A 16,904-nucleotide genomic window follows, 5' to 3' on the forward strand; every position below is an offset into this window, starting at 1 on the left:
TTTGATTAACTACCTAAAACATTTATATAAGATAAAAGCAAGTGAGCGTGCTTTTTTAGCTCTTCCTAGTAAACTTTAGCAATCACTTTATTTGTTTGCGTAAACTCATCTGTATTAAAAATGGTATATGCTATAAAGGCTGAGGATGTTGCCAAAACAGATAAACAGTTTAGGCAAAGGTTTTATATTTATAAATAATTAATTGAGTTAGTGCTTATATGCCACACCTCCCCTATAGTTATCATGCTTTTTTTATGATTATCTTATATACTAACAAGCAACTTGATTTTAAGTAATTTATATACATGATTTTATCTACTTTAAATGCTATTTCTCCTATTGATGGCCGTTATCAAAAAAAAACTAGTGCTTTAAGTCCTTACTTTAGTGAATTTGCACTTATTTATTATCGCTTATTGGTTGAAGTGGAGTGGCTAAAGTCACTGGCAGCAAATTCTGATGTTAAAGAAGTTCCTAACCTAGATGGTGACTCTAAGGCTTTTTTGGCTGAGATTATTAGTCAATTTAACGAGTCCGAAGCTGAAAAAGTTAAATTTTTTGAAAAACAAACTAATCATGATGTAAAAGCCATTGAATATTATCTGAAGGATAAACTAAGTGAGCATAAAAATTTAACTAACTATGCTCCCTTTATTCATTTTGCTTGTACTTCAGAAGATATTAATAATTTAGCTTATGCTTTAATGGTAAAAGAAGCGCTTGCCCAGATTATTCAGCCAACTTTGGCTGAAATTATCGGCGGTATTACTATGTTAGGTAAACAACATGGTGATGCAGCGATGCTTGGTCGTACACACGGACAACCAGCGACTCCAACCACCGTGGGCAAAGAATTAGTGAATTTTGTTGCTAGACTTAAACGTCCTCAACAACAATTAGCAGAAGTACTTATACCTGCTAAATGTAATGGTGCTGTAGGTAATTACAATGCTCATATTATTGCTTATCCTGAAGTTGATTGGCGCAAACATTGTGCAAATTTTGTAACTTCGCTGGGCTTGTCGTTCAGTGCTTATACTACACAAATTGAACCTCATGATGGCATCGCTGAAGTTTGTCATATTATGATGCGTATAAACAATATCTTGCTTGATTATACTAAAGATATTTGGATGTATATTTCTTTAAATTACTTTACTCAGAAAGCAGTAGCAAGTGAAGTTGGCTCCTCAACCATGCCACATAAAATTAATCCAATTGATTTTGAAAATGCTGAGGGTAATTTAGGTTTAGCTAATGCCTTATTTTGTCACTTTGCTAGTAAATTAACTCAGTCGCGTATGCAACGGGATTTATCAGACTCAACTGTTTTACGTAATTTAGGTTCAGCTTTCGCCTATACTTTAATTGCTTACCAAGCCATTGCTAAAGGTAATGATAAATTACAAATCAATCGTCGTGCCTTGCAAGAAGATTTAGACGCTAATTGGGAAGTATTAGCAGAACCTATTCAAACTGTAATGCGCCGTTATCAAATCCCTAACGCTTATGAGCAATTAAAAGCCCTAACAAGAGGGCAAGATGGTATTGATAAAAATACCTTAAAAGAGTTTATTGACTCGCTAGATATTCCTAAAACAGCTAAAGAGCAATTACTTAATTTAACACCTGAAAAATATACAGGGCTTGCCGCTCAACTGGTCAAGGCGTTCACATGAGTTATAGTTCACAGCAAGGTACCACTCACGAATTTGATGTCTTAGTGTTAGGTTCAGGCTTAGCTGGCTTGCACTATTGCTTGCAATTATTAAAATTACAACCTGCTTTACGTATTGCCTTAATTAGTAAAGCTTCTTTAAATGAATGTAATAGTAAATATGCGCAAGGTGGAATTGCTGCTGCTGTATCAGGTGAAGACTCTATTGAAGCGCATATCCAAGACACCTTAAAAGCAGGCGATGGACTATGCTATACGCCTGCAGTTGAATTTATTATTCAAAAGGGGCCTCATGCTATCCAAGAGCTTTTAGATTATCCTATTCAATTTATTAAACAAGCTGGCGAATATGTTTTAGCTAAAGAAGGCGGGCATTCGCATAGACGTATTTTTAATAGTGGCGATCAAACAGGCTTAATTGTGACACAGACTTTGCTTGCAGCTATTGCGCGTTATCCTCAAATTCATTGTTTTGAAGATCATGTAGCTGTCAATCTCATTACACACTACGAGCCCCACTCCATTGAAAATCAAGGCGAGGTTTTAGGCGCTTATATCTTAGACTGTGAGAAAAATGTTATTCATACATTTCTTGCCCGTTGCGTTATTTTAGCTACAGGCGGCGCTGGTAAAACATATCGATATACGACTAATCCGATGGTTGCTACAGGCGATGGCGTGGCTATGGCTTATCGAGCAGGTGCCAGAGTAGGTAATATGGAATTTTATCAATTTCATCCTACCCTATTACATCATCATACTTTAAATAATTTTTTAATTTCAGAAGCCGTGCGTGGTGAAGGCGCTTTCTTAAAAAATGCAGAAACAGGTGAGCGCTTCATGCACCGTTATGCGCCAGAGCAACTTGAATTAGCCACACGCGATGTGGTTGCACGTGCTATTTTTACTGAAATAGAGCAAAGTCAGAGTGGTTTTGTTTACTTAGATATTACCCATCAATCAAAAGAATTTTTAAAAAAACGTTTTCCTCATATCTATACCACACTGTTAACTATTGGCATTGATATGAGCCAAGATTGGATTCCTGTCGTACCGGCAGCTCACTATCAATGTGGAGGGGTTTTAACCGACTTGCATGGACGAACCGACTTAAAAAGACTTTATGCTATTGGCGAAGTTGCTTTTACGGGTCTGCACGGTGCCAATCGCCTAGCGAGTAATTCTTTACTTGAAGCCATTGTCATGGCAAGTAGTGCTGCACAACATAGCTTAAATGATATTAATGCCCCCTTTAAAAGTTTAAATAACATTGATAATTGGAGTTCACCTAGTGAAGTTAATAACCGTCGTGCAAGCCAAATTAATGCTCATTGGCGCGGTTTACGTGGTGAAATGACCTCCTATGCTGGCATTGTACGTACAGAAGCAGGATTACAAGATTTACTACAATTAATTATGAAACGACAACAAATTATTGAGGAATATTACTGGAAACACTCTATTACTCGAGATTTCATTGAATTACGTAATATTATTTTAAACGCAGAACTTATTGTTCGGGCAGCTCTTGCACGTCGTGAATCACGCGGCGGTCATTACCGTGAGGATTTTCCAGAAAAAAGCGCGCAAGCTAGAGAAAGTATTTCTAGGCTTAATTTGCCTCTTAATCCATTTATTTAAAGGTATTAACTTATGTTTAATAACCCTGAGATTTATCAACCTGAAAGAACATTGATGCGCATCACCAATGATATGCAAATATGTCAAAGTGATTATCCTCTAGATTGGTATCAGCCTGAATTTGTGCCTTATGCTGAAGAATATCAAGCGCTGCCCGATCGCAAATTGACGACTGTATTAGCTTGGATGACGCCTTACATGAAAAAGGCACAAGCTCATTTTGGTGAGAAATTACTGCTGCTAGCCCATTATTATATGGGCGGGGAGATAGTTCGGCTTATAGAACAATTTGGCGGTCAAATTGGTGACTCTTATCAATTAGCACTTATGGCTGCAAATAATCCACAAAAATCGGTTATTATCGAGTCAGCGGTACACTTTATGGCTGAATCTATTAGTATTTTAGCCAATGAACATCAACACGTGTATATTACCAATCCCAAATCTGGCTGTACCATGGAAATGTTAGCCAAAGATTTTATGGTAGAACCTGCTTTTCTCGATTTAAATGAACGCTATGGTAAAGATAATATTTTACCCGTTTGTTATATGAATACCTCTGGTCGTGTTAAAGCAATGACTGGCGCTCAGGGTGGCGCAGTATGCACCAGCTCTAATGTTAAAAAGATATTTCGTTGGGCCAGGGAGCAAAATAAAAAAATTCTTTTTATTCCAGATCAGCATATGGGTGAAAATGTAGCTTATTGGTTAGGTATTAAAAATATTGCTTACTGGCCTGGCGGCACTGCTGGGGCTCAATATTCTTTACTTAATCAAGACAAACAAACATTAGATCAATTTGATAAAGCAGAGCTTATCTTATTTGCAAGCCATTGTGCAGTTCATACCCACTATACACCAGCTATGTGTGATTACTGGCATGCTTTAGGTTACACAACAGTTGTGCACCCTGAATGTCGTAATGATGTTATTCGTGTTGCCCAACATGCAGGCTCTACTGCTTTTATTTGGGATTTAGTTGTTAATGATCGGGCAGGCACTAAACATTATGCCATTGGCACTGAAAACCATATGGTTGAAAATGTAAAACAGTACTGTCATAACTTAGGTATTAATGTTGTTAACCTAGCAGAAGCGCCCATAAATGAGAATGAAAAAGCGTTAGGATGCGGTTGCGCTACGATGTCGCGCAATGATCCACCTCATTTAATTGCCCTTATAGATTTACTGCGCCAAGGTAAAGCAATGCCTTACAATGAAGTAAAAGCGGGTGATATGGTTAATGAATTTACAGGCACTCGCCATCGCCTAGAAGTAAAAGATCAACAATGGGTTATTGAAAATGCTAAAAAAGCATTACAGAAGATGATTGAAATTACAGAAAGTTAGAATTTATTGCTCGGCGCCGTTCTGATGCCAGTTTAACTCGATAAATTAGGCCATTTATAAAATATATTTTAACATAATAAATGCCCATTAAGTTCGTACAAAGGTTATTCCTATGACGTTAGAATCATATAGAAAATATTTTAACGGTAAAGTTTTTTTCTTGCTAAAGAGACTTGGTTTGATAGTAATTTGACTTATTCTAAAAAAAATCCTATTTTTTAAATATTCAAATTAAATCAATATGGGCAAACTATGCGCTTCCTTCATAAATCATCCTCTACTCCTTCTTTAAAATTGAAGGATGTACAAGAGATTCTCTCTAAAAGAGGCGTTGGGATATCTGATCATCTTTTAAAACGTGGAAAACAAGCTTATGAGGGCTTTTACGAATTAATAGGTAAAATTGATAAACAATTTCCCATAGAGGATAAAGAACAAAAAAAATTAGGCAATGGTCATTTAGTTGATTTAGCTACACATGTGCAAAGAAATATACCTATTGAAGATGATCACTATCTAGGAACAGAGCGTTTTAATCCAGATATACCCGGTGCTGGTAAAGGTTTACGATAATTATAATTTAATTAATTAGTTTTTTTCTTGAAAATAAAGGAAATCTCGCCATTGCGTTCTAAAATGGCTTTCTCAACTTCAGTCATATCATCAGTACTATGCTGAGTTCTTAATGATTGTAAGATATCATTTTCAGTAATATGGCAACTATGTAAATTGTCTCGATTATAATTCTCATCTTGAAAAATAATTATTTTCTCACCCTTGATATATTTACCTATAGAGCGACTTTTGTAAGTTATCAAAGCTAACAAGCGATGCACCGTAACGATAATCGCACAAGCAATCATAGCCGGTAATAATGGTAGGTTTTCAACCACTGCTTCACCTAAAATAGCACCAAGAACAATTGAAATAATGAAATCAAAGGTAGAATACTCGCCAATTAAACGCACGGAAGTAGTTCTAAATAACACTAAAGCATAAAAAGTAATAATGACACTGCGCAGGTAAAGCTCATAATTCAATACTTTGCTAAACCCTATAATTTGATCCATTATCTATAACCAGCCCTTGTGTTTAAAGTATTTATAAGGGATCCAAGCTGAAATAAGCATTAATAAAATAGCTAACTCATAGCCCCACTTAAAAGATAATTCAGGCATAAACTTAAAATTCATGCCATAGATACTAGCAATAAGCGTTGGTGGTAAGAAAATAACAGCTGCGACAGAAAAGATTTTAATAATAGCACTTTGCTCAATGCTAATCATACCTAAAGTGGCATCAAGTAAAAAATTGATCTTATTGGAAATGAAATTAGCATAATCACTTAATGATTCTAAGTCTTTCATTAAATTAATTAATCTCACTTTACTCTCTTTATCAATTTGAGTATCTGTTGACTGTCTAAAAAAAACGATTAAGCGGTTAAAATTAATTAAGCTTTCTCTTACTTTTGCTGTTAAGTTACTCTTACTACCAATATTCTGCATGATTCTTTGGTAATCTGGATTAGGCTTTTTTTCGCCATTATACTCAGGTTGAAAAACATAATTAGAGTATTCATCTAAATGTTGTCCAATATATTCTAATGCATCTGCAAGTCTATCAACAGTTGCCTCTAAAAGCGCGATTAAGATATCTGACGGACGATATTTTTTATTATTTTTGGCAAGACTATTAGTTAACATTTGAAATGACTGCGGTTCTATGTAACGAATTGTGATTAATTGATTAGGAGTTAAAGCAAACGTTACTGGATCACATTTAGGATTTAAAGTTGACGATTGGGCAATCATAAGTGCTGTCATGAATAAAACATCATTTTCCATATATAAACGACTTGTTAACTCAATTTCACGCATTTCTTCTTGAGTTGGGATTCCTACTGCTAACGCTTTTTCTACCCAATGTTCTTCTTCCTTAGTTGGTGTAATTAAATCTATCCATACAGCATCATTTAAGCACGATAAATTTTGGGCATTAATAATTTCTGGTTTAAAATGATTATCATATAAATAGGCAATTATCATAACTAACCTTAGTAAAAGAGTTAAAGTACCAATGTGTGTATTTAATCATCCTATACTAAGGCAGTATTATTATAAATATAAATGCTCACATTAAGTGCTGCTTATAAAGAAATATGGAACGACTATCTATTTAAAGACGCAATGAATAGTGAGCTTAAAAGCATTTCCAAGCACATATCTTGTTCTAATTTTTAGCTAAAATTAAGCTCACTATCAATATGGAACTATCCCTACATAAAGCTACCTTTTTAAGAATTTAAACAATAGATATAAAGTATAAAGCGCGCTTAAACCAACTAAACTATAAACAATACGTGAAAGAACACTCATAGGGCCGAAAAGAAAAGCTACTAAATCAAAACCTGCAATACCAACAAGCCCCCAATTGATTCCTCCAATAATTAAAATAATCAGTGCAACAATATCTAGCCCGTTTAAAATTTTCATAATATTTCCTTATTTGTTAAGAGATTATTTATAATTATTATAGATGCTTTTAGTAAAAGCATCTAAAATTTAGTTAGTAGAATGAAAAGGAAAAAATCAACATCATTATGCATTATAGGAAAAGAAAGCAGTTATCCTGTTCAGCTGTAATAAGTGATATAACTAAACCATACACTTTTCGTAATTAATTTAGTTTATTTGCTTATTATATACTTATGATTTTAGCGGTTAACTTTTTTCTTTACATTTAGATAATTATTTAGATTAATAGGAAAATATTATGTTAAGACATTATTTATTAAGTCGATTACGGAAAGAATTTCAGCCTATTTCATTTGAAAACCCTAATCCCTATGAACCAGCACCTTCCAAAACCCCTGAACCTGAACCTAATAATTCACCTGAACCAGAACCAATTGAGAAACCTGAGCCTCTGTCAGATTAATTTTAAGAGGGTAAAGAAACTCAATGGAAATTTCGTTATATTCCGCCGAAGAATGTGAACGTATTGCCAAAGCAGCTTCATTGCGCTACGTAAGAGATATCTCACCAGGTATTACGCGGAAGAAAGTTGGTAAAAACTTTGTCTATTATTATCCAACAGGTGAGAAAGTCACCGACCCTAAAGAATTAGAACGCATTAAAGCACTCGCCATTCCCCCAGCTTATACGCAAGTTTGGATTTGCCCTTATGCTAACGGTCACATTCAAGCAACAGGGCGTGATTCTAAAAATAGAAAGCAGTACCGTTACCATAAATTATGGCAACAAGAACGCCAACAAAAAAAGTTTCATATGATGATAGAGTTTGGCCGGGCACTTCCTTTGATTCGCAAGCATATCAATCAAGAGCTAGATAAAACCATTAAGCTAACCAAAGAACAAGTTATTTGCTCCATTATTTACCTTATGGACAGTTTTTTTATCCGCATTGGTAATGCTATTTATGCTAAAGAAAATAAATCCTATGGCCTTACAACGTTGCGTAAAAAGCATTTAACTTTGGAATACAATAAAGCAATCCTAGAATTTATAGGTAAAAATGCTAAACCTTGGCATATTATACTGCGAGATAAAAAAATTATTCGAGTATTAAAAAAATGTGAAGCCATTCCAGGTTATGAACTATTTAAATACTATGATGAGGATCAACAATTAAATGTGATCAGCTCACAAGATATTAATGCCTATTTACAAACGCTTACTGGGCAAAGCTTCACAGCTAAGGATTTTCGAACTTGGGCTGCTTGCCGTGAGACTTTAAATCGCCTAATTTGTAAAGATTGTTCCGAACTATCTTTATTAAAAGATGTTATTGAAGAAGTTGCTAAGCTTTTAGGCCATACGCCAGCAATTTGCCAAAAAAGCTATATTTATTCGGAAATTATTGACTGGTGGAAAGAAAATCGTTTTTCTACTTGGCTGAAGCAACAAGATAAAAAAATTCAAACACTTAATGAAGATGAACTTCTTTTGTATTGGCTAGAACAGAGCTGTAATGTAACAAGTTGATAAAAGAACGTACTTGAGCTCATCTTTTCAAATCGAATAGATAGGATTAATAAAAGATGTAGCGATTTTTAGTTTAACTAGATTAAATCATTTTAATTACAGACTAAATTAGAAACTCATGTCATACTTACAATGAAGGCTTAAGTTTTATCTTTAAGGAATAGTATGGAAAAGGTTAAAATTAACTTCACAGAAAATGAAGTTACTGTTATTACTTCCTTTGTTGGTCTCGCTACTAAGATTCTTAATGTCGATACTATTATTAATCAAGGCTTGACAGTTACAGAATGGAACTTTTTAGCTAAATTGATGGAGGTGGATGTTTTATTGATTCCGGACAAACGTGGCAACATTACGCCTATTTCACCTTCGCCGGTCATTAAGAAAATTACGAAAGCAGTAAAGCAGAAATAATTTAATTATTTTTGCCTTACCCTTAAAATGCTTTACTTAGCTTTAATCTGATTTTTTACGTCCTGATCCAGACTTTTTCCCGCCACCACTGCGCTCATTTACAGTAGCCCAAGCCCGTTTCTCAGCCTCTTTTTTAGAAACACCTTTCTTTTCATATCCCTCTTCTATATGTTCAGCTTGACGTTTTTGCTTATCTGTGTATTTTGATTTATCTCCCTTACTCATACCAGCCTCCTTTAGTTAAAGTAACTAATAATATCCATACTTATTTAACCAATTTGAGTTTGCAGCAAAATAGAGCGTTACCCACTAAGCTTTATATGGTATTCCTAGTACATATGGCTTTAGTGATATATTACTTACCCTTGTCTTCGTCACTCGTCTTTAACTTAGTGGATAATGCTCTAATATCGGATATATAAAATGCCTCTAATCATGCATTTTATTGAATTCATTCCATTCAAAATCAATATAATCTTCAAGCATTTTTTTAATTTCTTCTTGTACGCCGGCTAAAGTACTATATTCGGTATGAAATTTTTGTGGTGGATGATTGTTTTTATCTAAAAGACATTGGACATATCCATCTGCCTTATATAATTTATTGTTGCTTTCATCAGTATCGATATCATAAACAACTTTAAACCCTTTATAGATATATTCAGGCATCTTATATCCTTTTACTAAATCAAAACCGCAAAGCTTTAAAGCTTTGCGGTGCATTACCTGTTATTAATCATCATCTCTTCTACAATTCATACCCCATACTGCCCCAAAGCAACAAGCGAGTGCACCAAGGAAAAATAAAACAAAGACAATAAAGGCACTAGCCGCCAAGCTCTCTGGAGAAGCTGCAACAGTATTTGTTTTATTAGCAGCGCCAGCCTGAGTATTGGTAGGAGTTAACGTATTTGCTGCAGTAGCCATTGTATCGTTCTTAGCTGCTACACCTGTAGGAGCCATATTACTAGTATAGCTTGCTACATAATTTCCCATATGAGCTGTAACAATAGCACTTAACAGGAGAGCGAGTGTCCAGGTAGCAAATCCATAAATCACCCCAACATTTTTCTTTGGGCAATAATGTCTTCCTAAATAACCCGCCGTATATCCAGCTGCAAGCATAGAAGCAATAATACCAATTAGCATCCCAATTAAACCACCAATCGCTACTGCAGTAGCACCAGTATCACTATTGACACTAAAAGCTGTTAACCCAATAGCTAATCCAAAGAGGTTTAAAAGAAACCCTAAGCCTACACCTACAAGAGCACCTACAAAAATTGCACTCCAAGAAATACGTCTCCATGCTGGATATCTACCTATCATTGGCTCATCCATATGAGTATGGTGAGTATGTACAGGATCCGTAACCTTATGTTCATTTGTCATGATACTTTCCTTAGTCTTATCTTAATACTGCAATTAAAAAATGTGTGATACTAACCAGATTAAAACTAATATACTTAATGGCACGCCTAACAGCCAAGCAAGTAAGTATTTAATCATTATTATCTCCTTGTTATTAACACTTTTAAATGCCTAGATAAAGTTTTCTCACGCTGGTTACTGCAGTAGAAAGCCCTACTCTAGACATTTGCCGTAACCACTGCTTAAGATGTATCCTTTTACCACTTTCCCACCCTGCAATAAAAGAAGGAATAAGCAGAGCAACTACTGCTAATTTATGATCATTAGCAAATCTGTTAAAATACTGCTTATGTTGAGCTAACTGAACTTTGTTGTTTCGAATTTTCAAGCTCGTGCTGGTTATCAACGCTTGCAGTTCTTTCTTGGAGCTCATGAGCGTCCCTCACTTTATGACTTGCATAGCAAGCCCGTGTTTTTTCAAAACTCATTTGACGTACATTAGTAAGTAAACGTTTAACAACGATACCTAAAATAACAGCATTAAGAAGTAATACAGCTACTATACCTAGCCAAACATAACCACTTAACACTGTTAAAATATAACCTACCAAAGTCATTAAAGAAAACCAAATGGTTAACAATAAAACTGGTACTAGAACTAAATTGATGAATAAGGGATAAATATTTAATCCCGCCAGCTTTGCTTCCAGCTTAAATAGAGACCAAAGATTCTTGGCAACCTCTATTTTGCTGGAAATAAGCCCTTCTAAGTGTTCTAAAAATTTCATTATTTTTTAAGCAAAGCAGAAATAATGAAACCAATACCACCTGCAATTAATAAAGAAGTAAGTGGTTTTTCTTTAACAGTTTTAACGAGCTCATCTGAATACTCTTTTAAATTTTCTTGAGCTTCAGAAACCTTCTTCATACTTTCTTCATAGATTTCACTTGCTTTTTCTTTAGTTTGCTTGTAAATCTCTTCAGCTTTATCTTTACCTTGCTCGTAAACTTGGTTAACTCTGTCTTTACCCTCTTCATACATGTTGCTTGCGCCTGCTTTACCCTCTTCATACATATTGCTTGCAGAAGCTTTTGCATTTCTTAAATTGTCTTGGCCATTATTTTTGTCAGTAGGCATAATTCTATCCTCTATATTTTAAAAACATTAAATTACTTAAGTAAAATTAATTAAATTCTCCTAAGCACCTTTTCCCAAACGTTAAATCTAATAAAATCCATATAAAACCATTTACTTAAAGTTTAGACTTTATTCGGCATTATTATCGTCATTTTCATAATTATCTTGATTATTATTATTCATACTATTAGCATTTTGGTTTACTGTTAAGGATGATTTAACAGATTTTACGCCACTTACTTTTTTAACCAAGTTTTCGATATTAGTACGTTGCTCGTTTGTATCTACATTACCAGCTAAATATACTACGCCATTTTTAGTTTCAACACTTACTGGCCAATATTCTATGTCCTTATCACCAAACAATTTTTCTTTCATTAAACTACCTTTCACCTTTGCAGTAATAAAAGTATCTGCTAAAGGAGATTTACTATCCTTTACTAGTAAGTTATCAGCATTTACATCATTGATGCCCTGAACTGACTCTGCAAGGGAAATAGCTCTTTCATATTCCATATCAGTATCTACTTTACCACTTAGTATTACTCGATGATTCGTAGCGGTAATCTTAATATTTTTATCCTTCAATAATGGGGATTTTTGATAAAGTGCTTTAACTTGATCTGCCATAGCTGTGTCATTTACTGCACTTTGTGTATTTACAGTATTACTTGTCGATGTAGTAGGTGTAGTTGCTGTGGTATTGCCATGCATTGGCGTAGTGGTTGTATGATTTTGGGTTGACGTAGTAGAGGTATTAGTGTGAGATGCCGCAAAAGCTTCTAGCTGACTAGCAGCGGTTATAGCTAGTGCACTACATAGTAGGCTTTTCTTTAACATGAATCTCTCCTTTATTATTCTTAGTCTTTAAAGAGTTTAATTAAAGTGACAACTCAATTTTTTATTACCAACATTTCGTCACAACGCATAACTCAAACTGTGTGACCGCTTTAAGTTAGTTCATATTGCAAAATCTGTCAATATTTATAAGACATAAACTTAAACGCATACGTGAATTTCCTTACATCTAATTTAAATCTAACTCACTGCTTATCGATAGTAATCATCAATTGAGGATGTAAAATGAGTATCAGCAAAATTAGGCCAATTATCTTTATCAAAACCAGGAGCGTTTTTAAGCCTTTCTTTATCAATGTTAATGATAAAGCAGTCTTCTGCGGGATCATAAGTAAACAAATGCCATGGGAGAGCAAAAAATTTATTGCCAAAACCTAAAAAACCACCAAAATCGAGTACAACATAGTTAACCTTGCCAAAAACCTTATCAATTACTATATCATTGACAGTACCTAGATTCTCTCGTGCTACGCTTTTGACATCAACTCCAGTCACTTCACTAGCCTTGACTACACTTCTATTACTCATAGTTAACACTCCTTGTTAATACAGCCATAGATAATTAGCATAAAGCTATTTTTATATACTAAGTTTAGTAAGACTGGTAAATCCTTTTATTTAGAATCGTTATTTGTTGATTGTTCTATTGAATTATTTTGTTTGTAAGCTATCCATTCATCATCGTGAGTAAAGATGTAACGGCAGGCATGCTCAATAAAAAAATCACGATAACGGATACCGGCCCACTCACAATAAGCACTAATTTCATTATAAACTGCTTCACTCATACGAATACGAAATTGGGTCTTTTTTTCAGTAGCAGGTTCCCGCGTAATAAGCATAGTCCTCTCCTTCCCCATTACTGCTTATGCAGGTTATAAGTAATATACCGACCTAATCATAGTCATCCTTTATCTATTTTAAGTCAATATAGCTGAAAATATACATTTTTATGGAAATTTAGTTAGTTAGTCAATAGTTTATAGCTTTGACAAATAACTTTTTAACATTAACAATAATTCTAGTCTAGATACATTAAATTTTTCAATATTATCAATTTATTAAAGAAAGATAGATTATGTTAACGAGATTAGCAATAATAGTTAAAGTTTAAGCGATAATTTAATGCTAATAAAGCATAGTCAATTATTTATAACAATTATTTAGAGCTTTTAAAACCAAGTTGTATTAGGAGAAGTATCATGGATAATGTTTCCACGCGGAAAATTAGTGCAATTTTAAGCAGTGAGCATCGAGTAGAGCGAGTTTTTAATAAATTAACGCAAACAACGGTTGCTAGGCATGATATTACAATTCAAGGTAATCCTACCGATATAGCCGACAAATTTGGTACGCAATATTTAGAACCTGGTCGAGTACAAGAAAGCACAGACGCGCCTAAAAAAGAGCCTTATCTGGCTGATGATTTCGGCTGGCTTAAGGGATTTACCTTTTCTATACCTATGTTTATAGGACTTGTAATTGGCCTTTTTATTGGTGGTGATCTGCGTGACAACTTTACTGATAATTTAATTTTTGGGTTGATAGGCGCTGCAATAGGTAGTGCAATAGGTTATGTTATATCGCGCTTAATTACACTTCGTCGTGAAAAGGCTTTTCGTAAGCAAGCTGATCAGGGTGGTTTTGTGATTTGGATTAATATTACTAATGAAAATCAAATTGAAGAAGTTATGGAGATTCTAAACAAATACGGTGCTACTAATATAAAGATAGAATAAAGTTAATCCAAACTTTAGTTATTGAAGAGGAATTAACTATATAAAAAGTTAATTCCTCTAAAGTTTAGATAGGTAAGATTCTAAAGATTAAAAGTATAACTAAGATTAAAACTAATAGTCCTACAAGCCCTGATGGGCCATAACCCCAACCACTACTATATGGCCAAGCAGGTAACACAGCTGCTAAAATTAGAATTAGAACTAAAAGAGCAATTAGACTCATGTCAACTCCTTGTATTATTACCCACGTAAATTATAGCAGTTTATAAAAAAATTTATTATTTTTAAAATCTTGTCTATGCTTAACATGAGATTTCTTGTGAAGCTGTAAATTTTGATTTATTAGAAATCTTAAGACCTTTTAAGATTATTTTTGTAAAGGTTAAATAAGAAGTCTATAGGCGAGATCAAAATTAGAAATCGTTTTTTAGTAAACAATTTATAGCAACAAGGAGAGAACAATGGATGTCACAGGAAGGACTACTGGTACTCAAAATTTTCAAAATATGGGCGCTGGTTCAAATAGAGGCACTTTAGGTGATACAACTCTTAAAAATAGCAATTTAAGCTCAGCTGCTAGTGATCTTTTAAAAGATGGCAAAAAAGTAGCTAATGAATTATATGAAGAAGGCCGACACCGCGTAAATGAAATGCAAGATTCAATTCGTGTCTATTCTGATGAATTAATTAAACAAGTTCATACACGGCCAATGACTACTCTACTTATAGCTGCAGGTGTAGGTTTTATTTTAGCTTCTTTTATACGTCGCTAGGATATGAACGGCTCTGGTTTAGTAGATTAACTAAAGCAGAGCCTCTTTCAAGCAAACTAATTATTTATCATCCTTGATCCTCCCCATCTAACTCTTTACAAAGATGATATCCATCCCTATCTATTATTAGCTACTAATTTTGATGAATCATCAATTGAGGATATGGTATTTCAATCCCTTCTTGATCAAATCTTGCTTTTATTAATTCCTGTAAATAATCCTTTGTAGAACTTAGCATATCATTTTTCACCCATGCTTGTAGCTTAAGCTCTACAGCTGCAGCTGTGAAATTGTTAATCACTACTTTAGGTTCCGGATCACTTAACACTTGATCACATTGATTGGCAATTTCAAGCAACATTTTTTTAATTAAAGTAATATCACAACTATAAGCTATATTAATGACAATCTCAGCGCATCGAGTAGGAAAATAGCTTAGATTAGTTATTTCAGATTTAATTAATGTCTCATTAGGTATACGTACTAATTTACCATCTGCCGAACGAAGTTTGGTTGATAATAGATCAATAGATACAACAATACCAATAATGCCTTTCACATCAATGGTATCGCCTACACGAAAAGGATGCTCAAATAGTAAAAATAACCCACTAATTAGATTTGAGGCAGCTGTTTGAGATGCAAACCCTAAAGCGACAGTAATAATACCAGCCGTACCTAATAAAATTTTTAGATTAAACCCTAATTCTTGAAAAGCATTAATAAAAAATAATCCCAATATAATATGGAAAATTAATCGCTGAGCAAGCATAGCCTGATGTTTTGAAAAATGTTTATCAACTGCTCTTTGTACAAGAACACTAACCCTCTTAGCAATTAAATAACCAATACCAAGACTGCCTAAAGCATAAAGAATATTAATTAAGGGCAAATAATTAAAAGTATCCACACCATTACTCCTAATTAAATTCATCATTATGCCATATTCCATAAGTCTTAGGATAATTAAACATTAGACTTCTTTCGAAACTCGCTGCAATGAGACAAGGTGTAGGGTGCACCAGCGCGCAGAACCGGAGTGTATATAAAGTACAGGAGGATTCGAGCACTGCCGCAACCTGCAAATTGGCCGTTGCAGTAGAGTTTTGTAAATTGTCTATACTTAAATGATTACGGCTTGTCTTAATACAAATCCTAACTTCTTATTTTGACAAGTTTATTAATATTTATGCTTGCAAATTTGCGTAATTGAATATATAGGACTAAGCTTTTGTTGTGCATCGCAACATCTAGGGAGAGAACTATGAATCAAGAATATTTTCAGCGTTTAACTCAGATAATTAAGAATGTGCAGCGGCCTTTACAAGCCATAACTGAATTAAATATTAAAACAATGCGAAATCTAAGTTACCTTAAACCTGATGAGTTGGTTCGTATTAAGCCAGAAGACTTATTTGAAAAACAAGTTAATTTAGCTATCGAAAACGGTCATAAAACACTTGATTATATGCAAAAGACTTTTGAAATAATTGAAGACGCTGTTTTTGCATCCAATGACAAGCTACGTGAAACAACCGATTCTATGGCTGATATGACTTATCCTGGCGGTAATATGGGAGTTGGTAGAACTTCAGCAAATCCTTCTAATATGATGATGGATATGGCTCAAACTGTTTTTGATCCTATGTCTAATCCTATGATGAATGCTGCTAGAGAAGCCTTTAACCCTGTTATTCCTATGGAAGAGTTAGCCAGGGCGACTTCTAGCCGCTCTAGCAGATCAGATCAATCTAGAACTAAAAAAGCTAGTTCAGCTAGTAAGTCAAAATCCGGTTCTAGTACTCAAAAAAGGCAAGCTAGTTCAACTAATAAGTCAAAATCCGGCTCTAGTGCTCAAAAAGGAAAGGCTAGTTCAGCTAGTAAATCTAAATCAGGAACTAGTACTCAAAAAAGACAAGCTAGTTCAGCTAGTAA

The 16,904-nt window shown here is 34.3% G+C and carries 24 protein-coding genes; 10 read left to right on the top strand and 14 right to left on the bottom strand.

Going from position 1 to position 16,904, the window contains the following annotated elements; all coding sequences use genetic code 11:
• Positions 1 to 305 precede the first annotated feature (305 nt).
• From purB to E1P04_RS12950, 4 genes are all read left to right on the top strand, one after another.
• Positions 306 to 1,679 carry an adenylosuccinate lyase gene (gene purB / locus E1P04_RS12935; RefSeq protein WP_131783319.1) on the top strand — a complete coding sequence of 458 codons (1,374 nt, stop codon included), beginning with the start codon at positions 306 to 308 and terminating at the stop codon, positions 1,677 to 1,679.
• Entirely contained in the window at positions 1,676 to 3,319 is a 1,644-nt protein-coding gene (gene nadB, locus E1P04_RS12940; RefSeq protein WP_131783320.1) for an L-aspartate oxidase, read from the top strand. Before purB ends, nadB begins: the two co-directional genes overlap by 4 nt.
• A gap of 12 nt (positions 3,320 to 3,331) precedes the next feature.
• Entirely contained in the window at positions 3,332 to 4,669 is a 1,338-nt protein-coding gene (nadA, locus tag E1P04_RS12945; RefSeq protein ID WP_131783321.1) for a quinolinate synthase NadA, read from the top strand.
• Between the two features lie 252 nt (positions 4,670 to 4,921).
• Positions 4,922 to 5,242, top strand: a complete 321-nt coding sequence (locus E1P04_RS12950; protein ID WP_131783322.1) for a hypothetical protein — start codon at positions 4,922 to 4,924, stop codon at positions 5,240 to 5,242.
• Between the two features lie 11 nt (positions 5,243 to 5,253).
• Here the strand turns inward: E1P04_RS12950 and E1P04_RS12955 are convergent, their stop codons facing one another.
• The 3 genes from E1P04_RS12955 to E1P04_RS12965 form a co-directional block, all read right to left on the bottom strand.
• Entirely contained in the window at positions 5,254 to 5,739 is a 486-nt protein-coding gene (locus tag E1P04_RS12955; protein ID WP_131783323.1) for a DUF421 domain-containing protein, read from the bottom strand.
• 3 nt (positions 5,740 to 5,742) lie between these two features.
• Positions 5,743 to 6,717, bottom strand: a complete 975-nt coding sequence (locus E1P04_RS12960; RefSeq protein WP_131783324.1) for a magnesium transporter CorA family protein — start codon at positions 6,715 to 6,717, stop codon at positions 5,743 to 5,745.
• A gap of 240 nt (positions 6,718 to 6,957) precedes the next feature.
• Complete coding sequence (locus E1P04_RS12965) at positions 6,958 to 7,164, bottom strand: DUF378 domain-containing protein (protein WP_131783325.1); 207 nt, start codon at positions 7,162 to 7,164, stop codon at positions 6,958 to 6,960.
• A 280-nt stretch (positions 7,165 to 7,444) separates the two neighbouring features.
• Between E1P04_RS12965 and E1P04_RS17690 the strand changes: the two genes are divergently transcribed.
• The 3 genes from E1P04_RS17690 to E1P04_RS12975 all read left to right on the top strand — a co-directional run bounded on the left by E1P04_RS17690 (position 7,445) and on the right by E1P04_RS12975 (position 9,090).
• Positions 7,445 to 7,609 (top strand): hypothetical protein, encoded by a 165-nt coding sequence (locus tag E1P04_RS17690; protein ID WP_165482781.1) that lies wholly within the window; start codon positions 7,445 to 7,447, stop codon positions 7,607 to 7,609.
• Positions 7,610 to 7,632: 23 nt separating this feature from the next.
• Complete coding sequence (locus E1P04_RS12970; RefSeq protein WP_131783326.1) at positions 7,633 to 8,676, top strand: DNA topoisomerase IB; 1,044 nt, start codon at positions 7,633 to 7,635, stop codon at positions 8,674 to 8,676.
• 165 nt (positions 8,677 to 8,841) lie between these two features.
• Positions 8,842 to 9,090, top strand: coding sequence for a hypothetical protein (locus E1P04_RS12975; RefSeq protein ID WP_131783327.1), 249 nt, complete (start codon positions 8,842 to 8,844; stop codon positions 9,088 to 9,090).
• Positions 9,091 to 9,132: 42 nt separating this feature from the next.
• Here the strand turns inward: E1P04_RS12975 and E1P04_RS12980 are convergent, their stop codons facing one another.
• From E1P04_RS12980 to E1P04_RS13020, 9 genes are all read right to left on the bottom strand, one after another.
• Positions 9,133 to 9,315, bottom strand: coding sequence for a hypothetical protein (locus E1P04_RS12980; protein ID WP_131783328.1), 183 nt, complete (start codon positions 9,313 to 9,315; stop codon positions 9,133 to 9,135).
• 204 nt (positions 9,316 to 9,519) lie between these two features.
• Complete coding sequence (locus tag E1P04_RS12985; protein WP_131783329.1) at positions 9,520 to 9,813, bottom strand: hypothetical protein; 294 nt, start codon at positions 9,811 to 9,813, stop codon at positions 9,520 to 9,522.
• Positions 9,814 to 9,822: 9 nt separating this feature from the next.
• Entirely contained in the window at positions 9,823 to 10,482 is a 660-nt protein-coding gene (locus E1P04_RS12990) for a hypothetical protein (RefSeq protein WP_242604463.1), read from the bottom strand.
• Between the two features lie 142 nt (positions 10,483 to 10,624).
• Positions 10,625 to 10,849 (bottom strand): hypothetical protein, encoded by a 225-nt coding sequence (locus tag E1P04_RS12995; protein WP_131783330.1) that lies wholly within the window; start codon positions 10,847 to 10,849, stop codon positions 10,625 to 10,627.
• On the bottom strand, positions 10,809 to 11,249 hold the full coding sequence (locus E1P04_RS13000; protein ID WP_131783331.1) for a hypothetical protein: 441 nt from the start codon (positions 11,247 to 11,249) through the stop codon (positions 10,809 to 10,811). The genes E1P04_RS12995 and E1P04_RS13000 overlap by 41 nt, the downstream gene beginning before the upstream one ends.
• Complete coding sequence (locus E1P04_RS13005; RefSeq protein ID WP_242604464.1) at positions 11,249 to 11,599, bottom strand: ElaB/YgaM/YqjD family protein; 351 nt, start codon at positions 11,597 to 11,599, stop codon at positions 11,249 to 11,251. The genes E1P04_RS13000 and E1P04_RS13005 overlap by 1 nt, the downstream gene beginning before the upstream one ends.
• Before the next feature lie 129 nt (positions 11,600 to 11,728).
• Complete coding sequence (locus E1P04_RS13010; protein ID WP_131783332.1) at positions 11,729 to 12,439, bottom strand: BON domain-containing protein; 711 nt, start codon at positions 12,437 to 12,439, stop codon at positions 11,729 to 11,731.
• 210 nt (positions 12,440 to 12,649) lie between these two features.
• Positions 12,650 to 12,985, bottom strand: coding sequence for a PRC-barrel domain-containing protein (locus E1P04_RS13015; protein WP_131783333.1), 336 nt, complete (start codon positions 12,983 to 12,985; stop codon positions 12,650 to 12,652).
• 86 nt (positions 12,986 to 13,071) lie between these two features.
• The gene (locus tag E1P04_RS13020) at positions 13,072 to 13,299 is read right to left on the bottom strand and encodes a hypothetical protein (RefSeq protein ID WP_131783334.1); all 228 of its coding nucleotides are present in this window, start codon (positions 13,297 to 13,299) and stop codon (positions 13,072 to 13,074) included.
• Between the two features lie 360 nt (positions 13,300 to 13,659).
• Between E1P04_RS13020 and E1P04_RS13025 the strand changes: the two genes are divergently transcribed.
• Entirely contained in the window at positions 13,660 to 14,196 is a 537-nt protein-coding gene (locus E1P04_RS13025) for a hypothetical protein (protein WP_131783335.1), read from the top strand.
• Positions 14,197 to 14,260: 64 nt separating this feature from the next.
• On the opposite strand, the gene E1P04_RS13030 is transcribed toward E1P04_RS13025, so the two are convergent.
• The gene (locus tag E1P04_RS13030) at positions 14,261 to 14,419 is read right to left on the bottom strand and encodes a DUF3309 family protein (protein ID WP_131783336.1); all 159 of its coding nucleotides are present in this window, start codon (positions 14,417 to 14,419) and stop codon (positions 14,261 to 14,263) included.
• 238 nt (positions 14,420 to 14,657) lie between these two features.
• On the opposite strand from E1P04_RS13030, the gene E1P04_RS13035 reads away from it, so the two are divergent.
• The gene (locus E1P04_RS13035; RefSeq protein WP_131783337.1) at positions 14,658 to 14,969 is read left to right on the top strand and encodes a hypothetical protein; all 312 of its coding nucleotides are present in this window, start codon (positions 14,658 to 14,660) and stop codon (positions 14,967 to 14,969) included.
• Positions 14,970 to 15,102: 133 nt separating this feature from the next.
• Here the strand turns inward: E1P04_RS13035 and E1P04_RS13040 are convergent, their stop codons facing one another.
• Entirely contained in the window at positions 15,103 to 15,879 is a 777-nt protein-coding gene (locus E1P04_RS13040) for a mechanosensitive ion channel family protein (protein ID WP_242604465.1), read from the bottom strand.
• Between the two features lie 354 nt (positions 15,880 to 16,233).
• Between E1P04_RS13040 and E1P04_RS18115 the strand changes: the two genes are divergently transcribed.
• Positions 16,234 to 16,904: hypothetical protein (locus E1P04_RS18115; RefSeq protein ID WP_131783339.1), on the top strand; the 671-nt coding region annotated here is incomplete at its 3' end.

It is taken from the genome of Legionella gresilensis (assembly GCF_900639865.1).
In the GTDB taxonomy this organism is placed as follows: domain Bacteria; phylum Pseudomonadota; class Gammaproteobacteria; order Legionellales; family Legionellaceae; genus Legionella_C; species Legionella_C gresilensis.

Bases quoted from the DNA above. Each gene is read 5' to 3' on its own strand.
- purB (WP_131783319.1), top strand. From the start codon at position 306: ATGATTTTATCTACTTTAAATGCTATTTCTCCTATTGATGGCCGTTAT.
- nadB (WP_131783320.1), top strand. From the start codon at position 1,676: ATGAGTTATAGTTCACAGCAAGGTACCACTCACGAATTTGATGTCTTA.
- nadA (WP_131783321.1), top strand. From the start codon at position 3,332: ATGTTTAATAACCCTGAGATTTATCAACCTGAAAGAACATTGATGCGC.
- E1P04_RS12950 (WP_131783322.1), top strand. From the start codon at position 4,922: ATGCGCTTCCTTCATAAATCATCCTCTACTCCTTCTTTAAAATTGAAG.
- E1P04_RS12955 (WP_131783323.1), bottom strand. From the start codon at position 5,739: ATGGATCAAATTATAGGGTTTAGCAAAGTATTGAATTATGAGCTTTAC.
- E1P04_RS12960 (WP_131783324.1), bottom strand. From the start codon at position 6,717: ATGATAATTGCCTATTTATATGATAATCATTTTAAACCAGAAATTATT.
- E1P04_RS12965 (WP_131783325.1), bottom strand. From the start codon at position 7,164: ATGAAAATTTTAAACGGGCTAGATATTGTTGCACTGATTATTTTAATT.
- E1P04_RS17690 (WP_165482781.1), top strand. From the start codon at position 7,445: ATGTTAAGACATTATTTATTAAGTCGATTACGGAAAGAATTTCAGCCT.
- E1P04_RS12970 (WP_131783326.1), top strand. From the start codon at position 7,633: ATGGAAATTTCGTTATATTCCGCCGAAGAATGTGAACGTATTGCCAAA.
- E1P04_RS12975 (WP_131783327.1), top strand. From the start codon at position 8,842: ATGGAAAAGGTTAAAATTAACTTCACAGAAAATGAAGTTACTGTTATT.
- E1P04_RS12980 (WP_131783328.1), bottom strand. From the start codon at position 9,315: ATGAGTAAGGGAGATAAATCAAAATACACAGATAAGCAAAAACGTCAA.
- E1P04_RS12985 (WP_131783329.1), bottom strand. From the start codon at position 9,813: ATGCACCGCAAAGCTTTAAAGCTTTGCGGTTTTGATTTAGTAAAAGGA.
- E1P04_RS12990 (WP_242604463.1), bottom strand. From the start codon at position 10,482: ATGACAAATGAACATAAGGTTACGGATCCTGTACATACTCACCATACT.
- E1P04_RS13000 (WP_131783331.1), bottom strand. From the start codon at position 11,249: ATGAAATTTTTAGAACACTTAGAAGGGCTTATTTCCAGCAAAATAGAG.
- E1P04_RS13005 (WP_242604464.1), bottom strand. From the start codon at position 11,599: ATGCCTACTGACAAAAATAATGGCCAAGACAATTTAAGAAATGCAAAA.
- E1P04_RS13010 (WP_131783332.1), bottom strand. From the start codon at position 12,439: ATGTTAAAGAAAAGCCTACTATGTAGTGCACTAGCTATAACCGCTGCT.
- E1P04_RS13015 (WP_131783333.1), bottom strand. From the start codon at position 12,985: ATGAGTAATAGAAGTGTAGTCAAGGCTAGTGAAGTGACTGGAGTTGAT.
- E1P04_RS13020 (WP_131783334.1), bottom strand. From the start codon at position 13,299: ATGCTTATTACGCGGGAACCTGCTACTGAAAAAAAGACCCAATTTCGT.
- E1P04_RS13025 (WP_131783335.1), top strand. From the start codon at position 13,660: ATGGATAATGTTTCCACGCGGAAAATTAGTGCAATTTTAAGCAGTGAG.
- E1P04_RS13030 (WP_131783336.1), bottom strand. From the start codon at position 14,419: ATGAGTCTAATTGCTCTTTTAGTTCTAATTCTAATTTTAGCAGCTGTG.
- E1P04_RS13035 (WP_131783337.1), top strand. From the start codon at position 14,658: ATGGATGTCACAGGAAGGACTACTGGTACTCAAAATTTTCAAAATATG.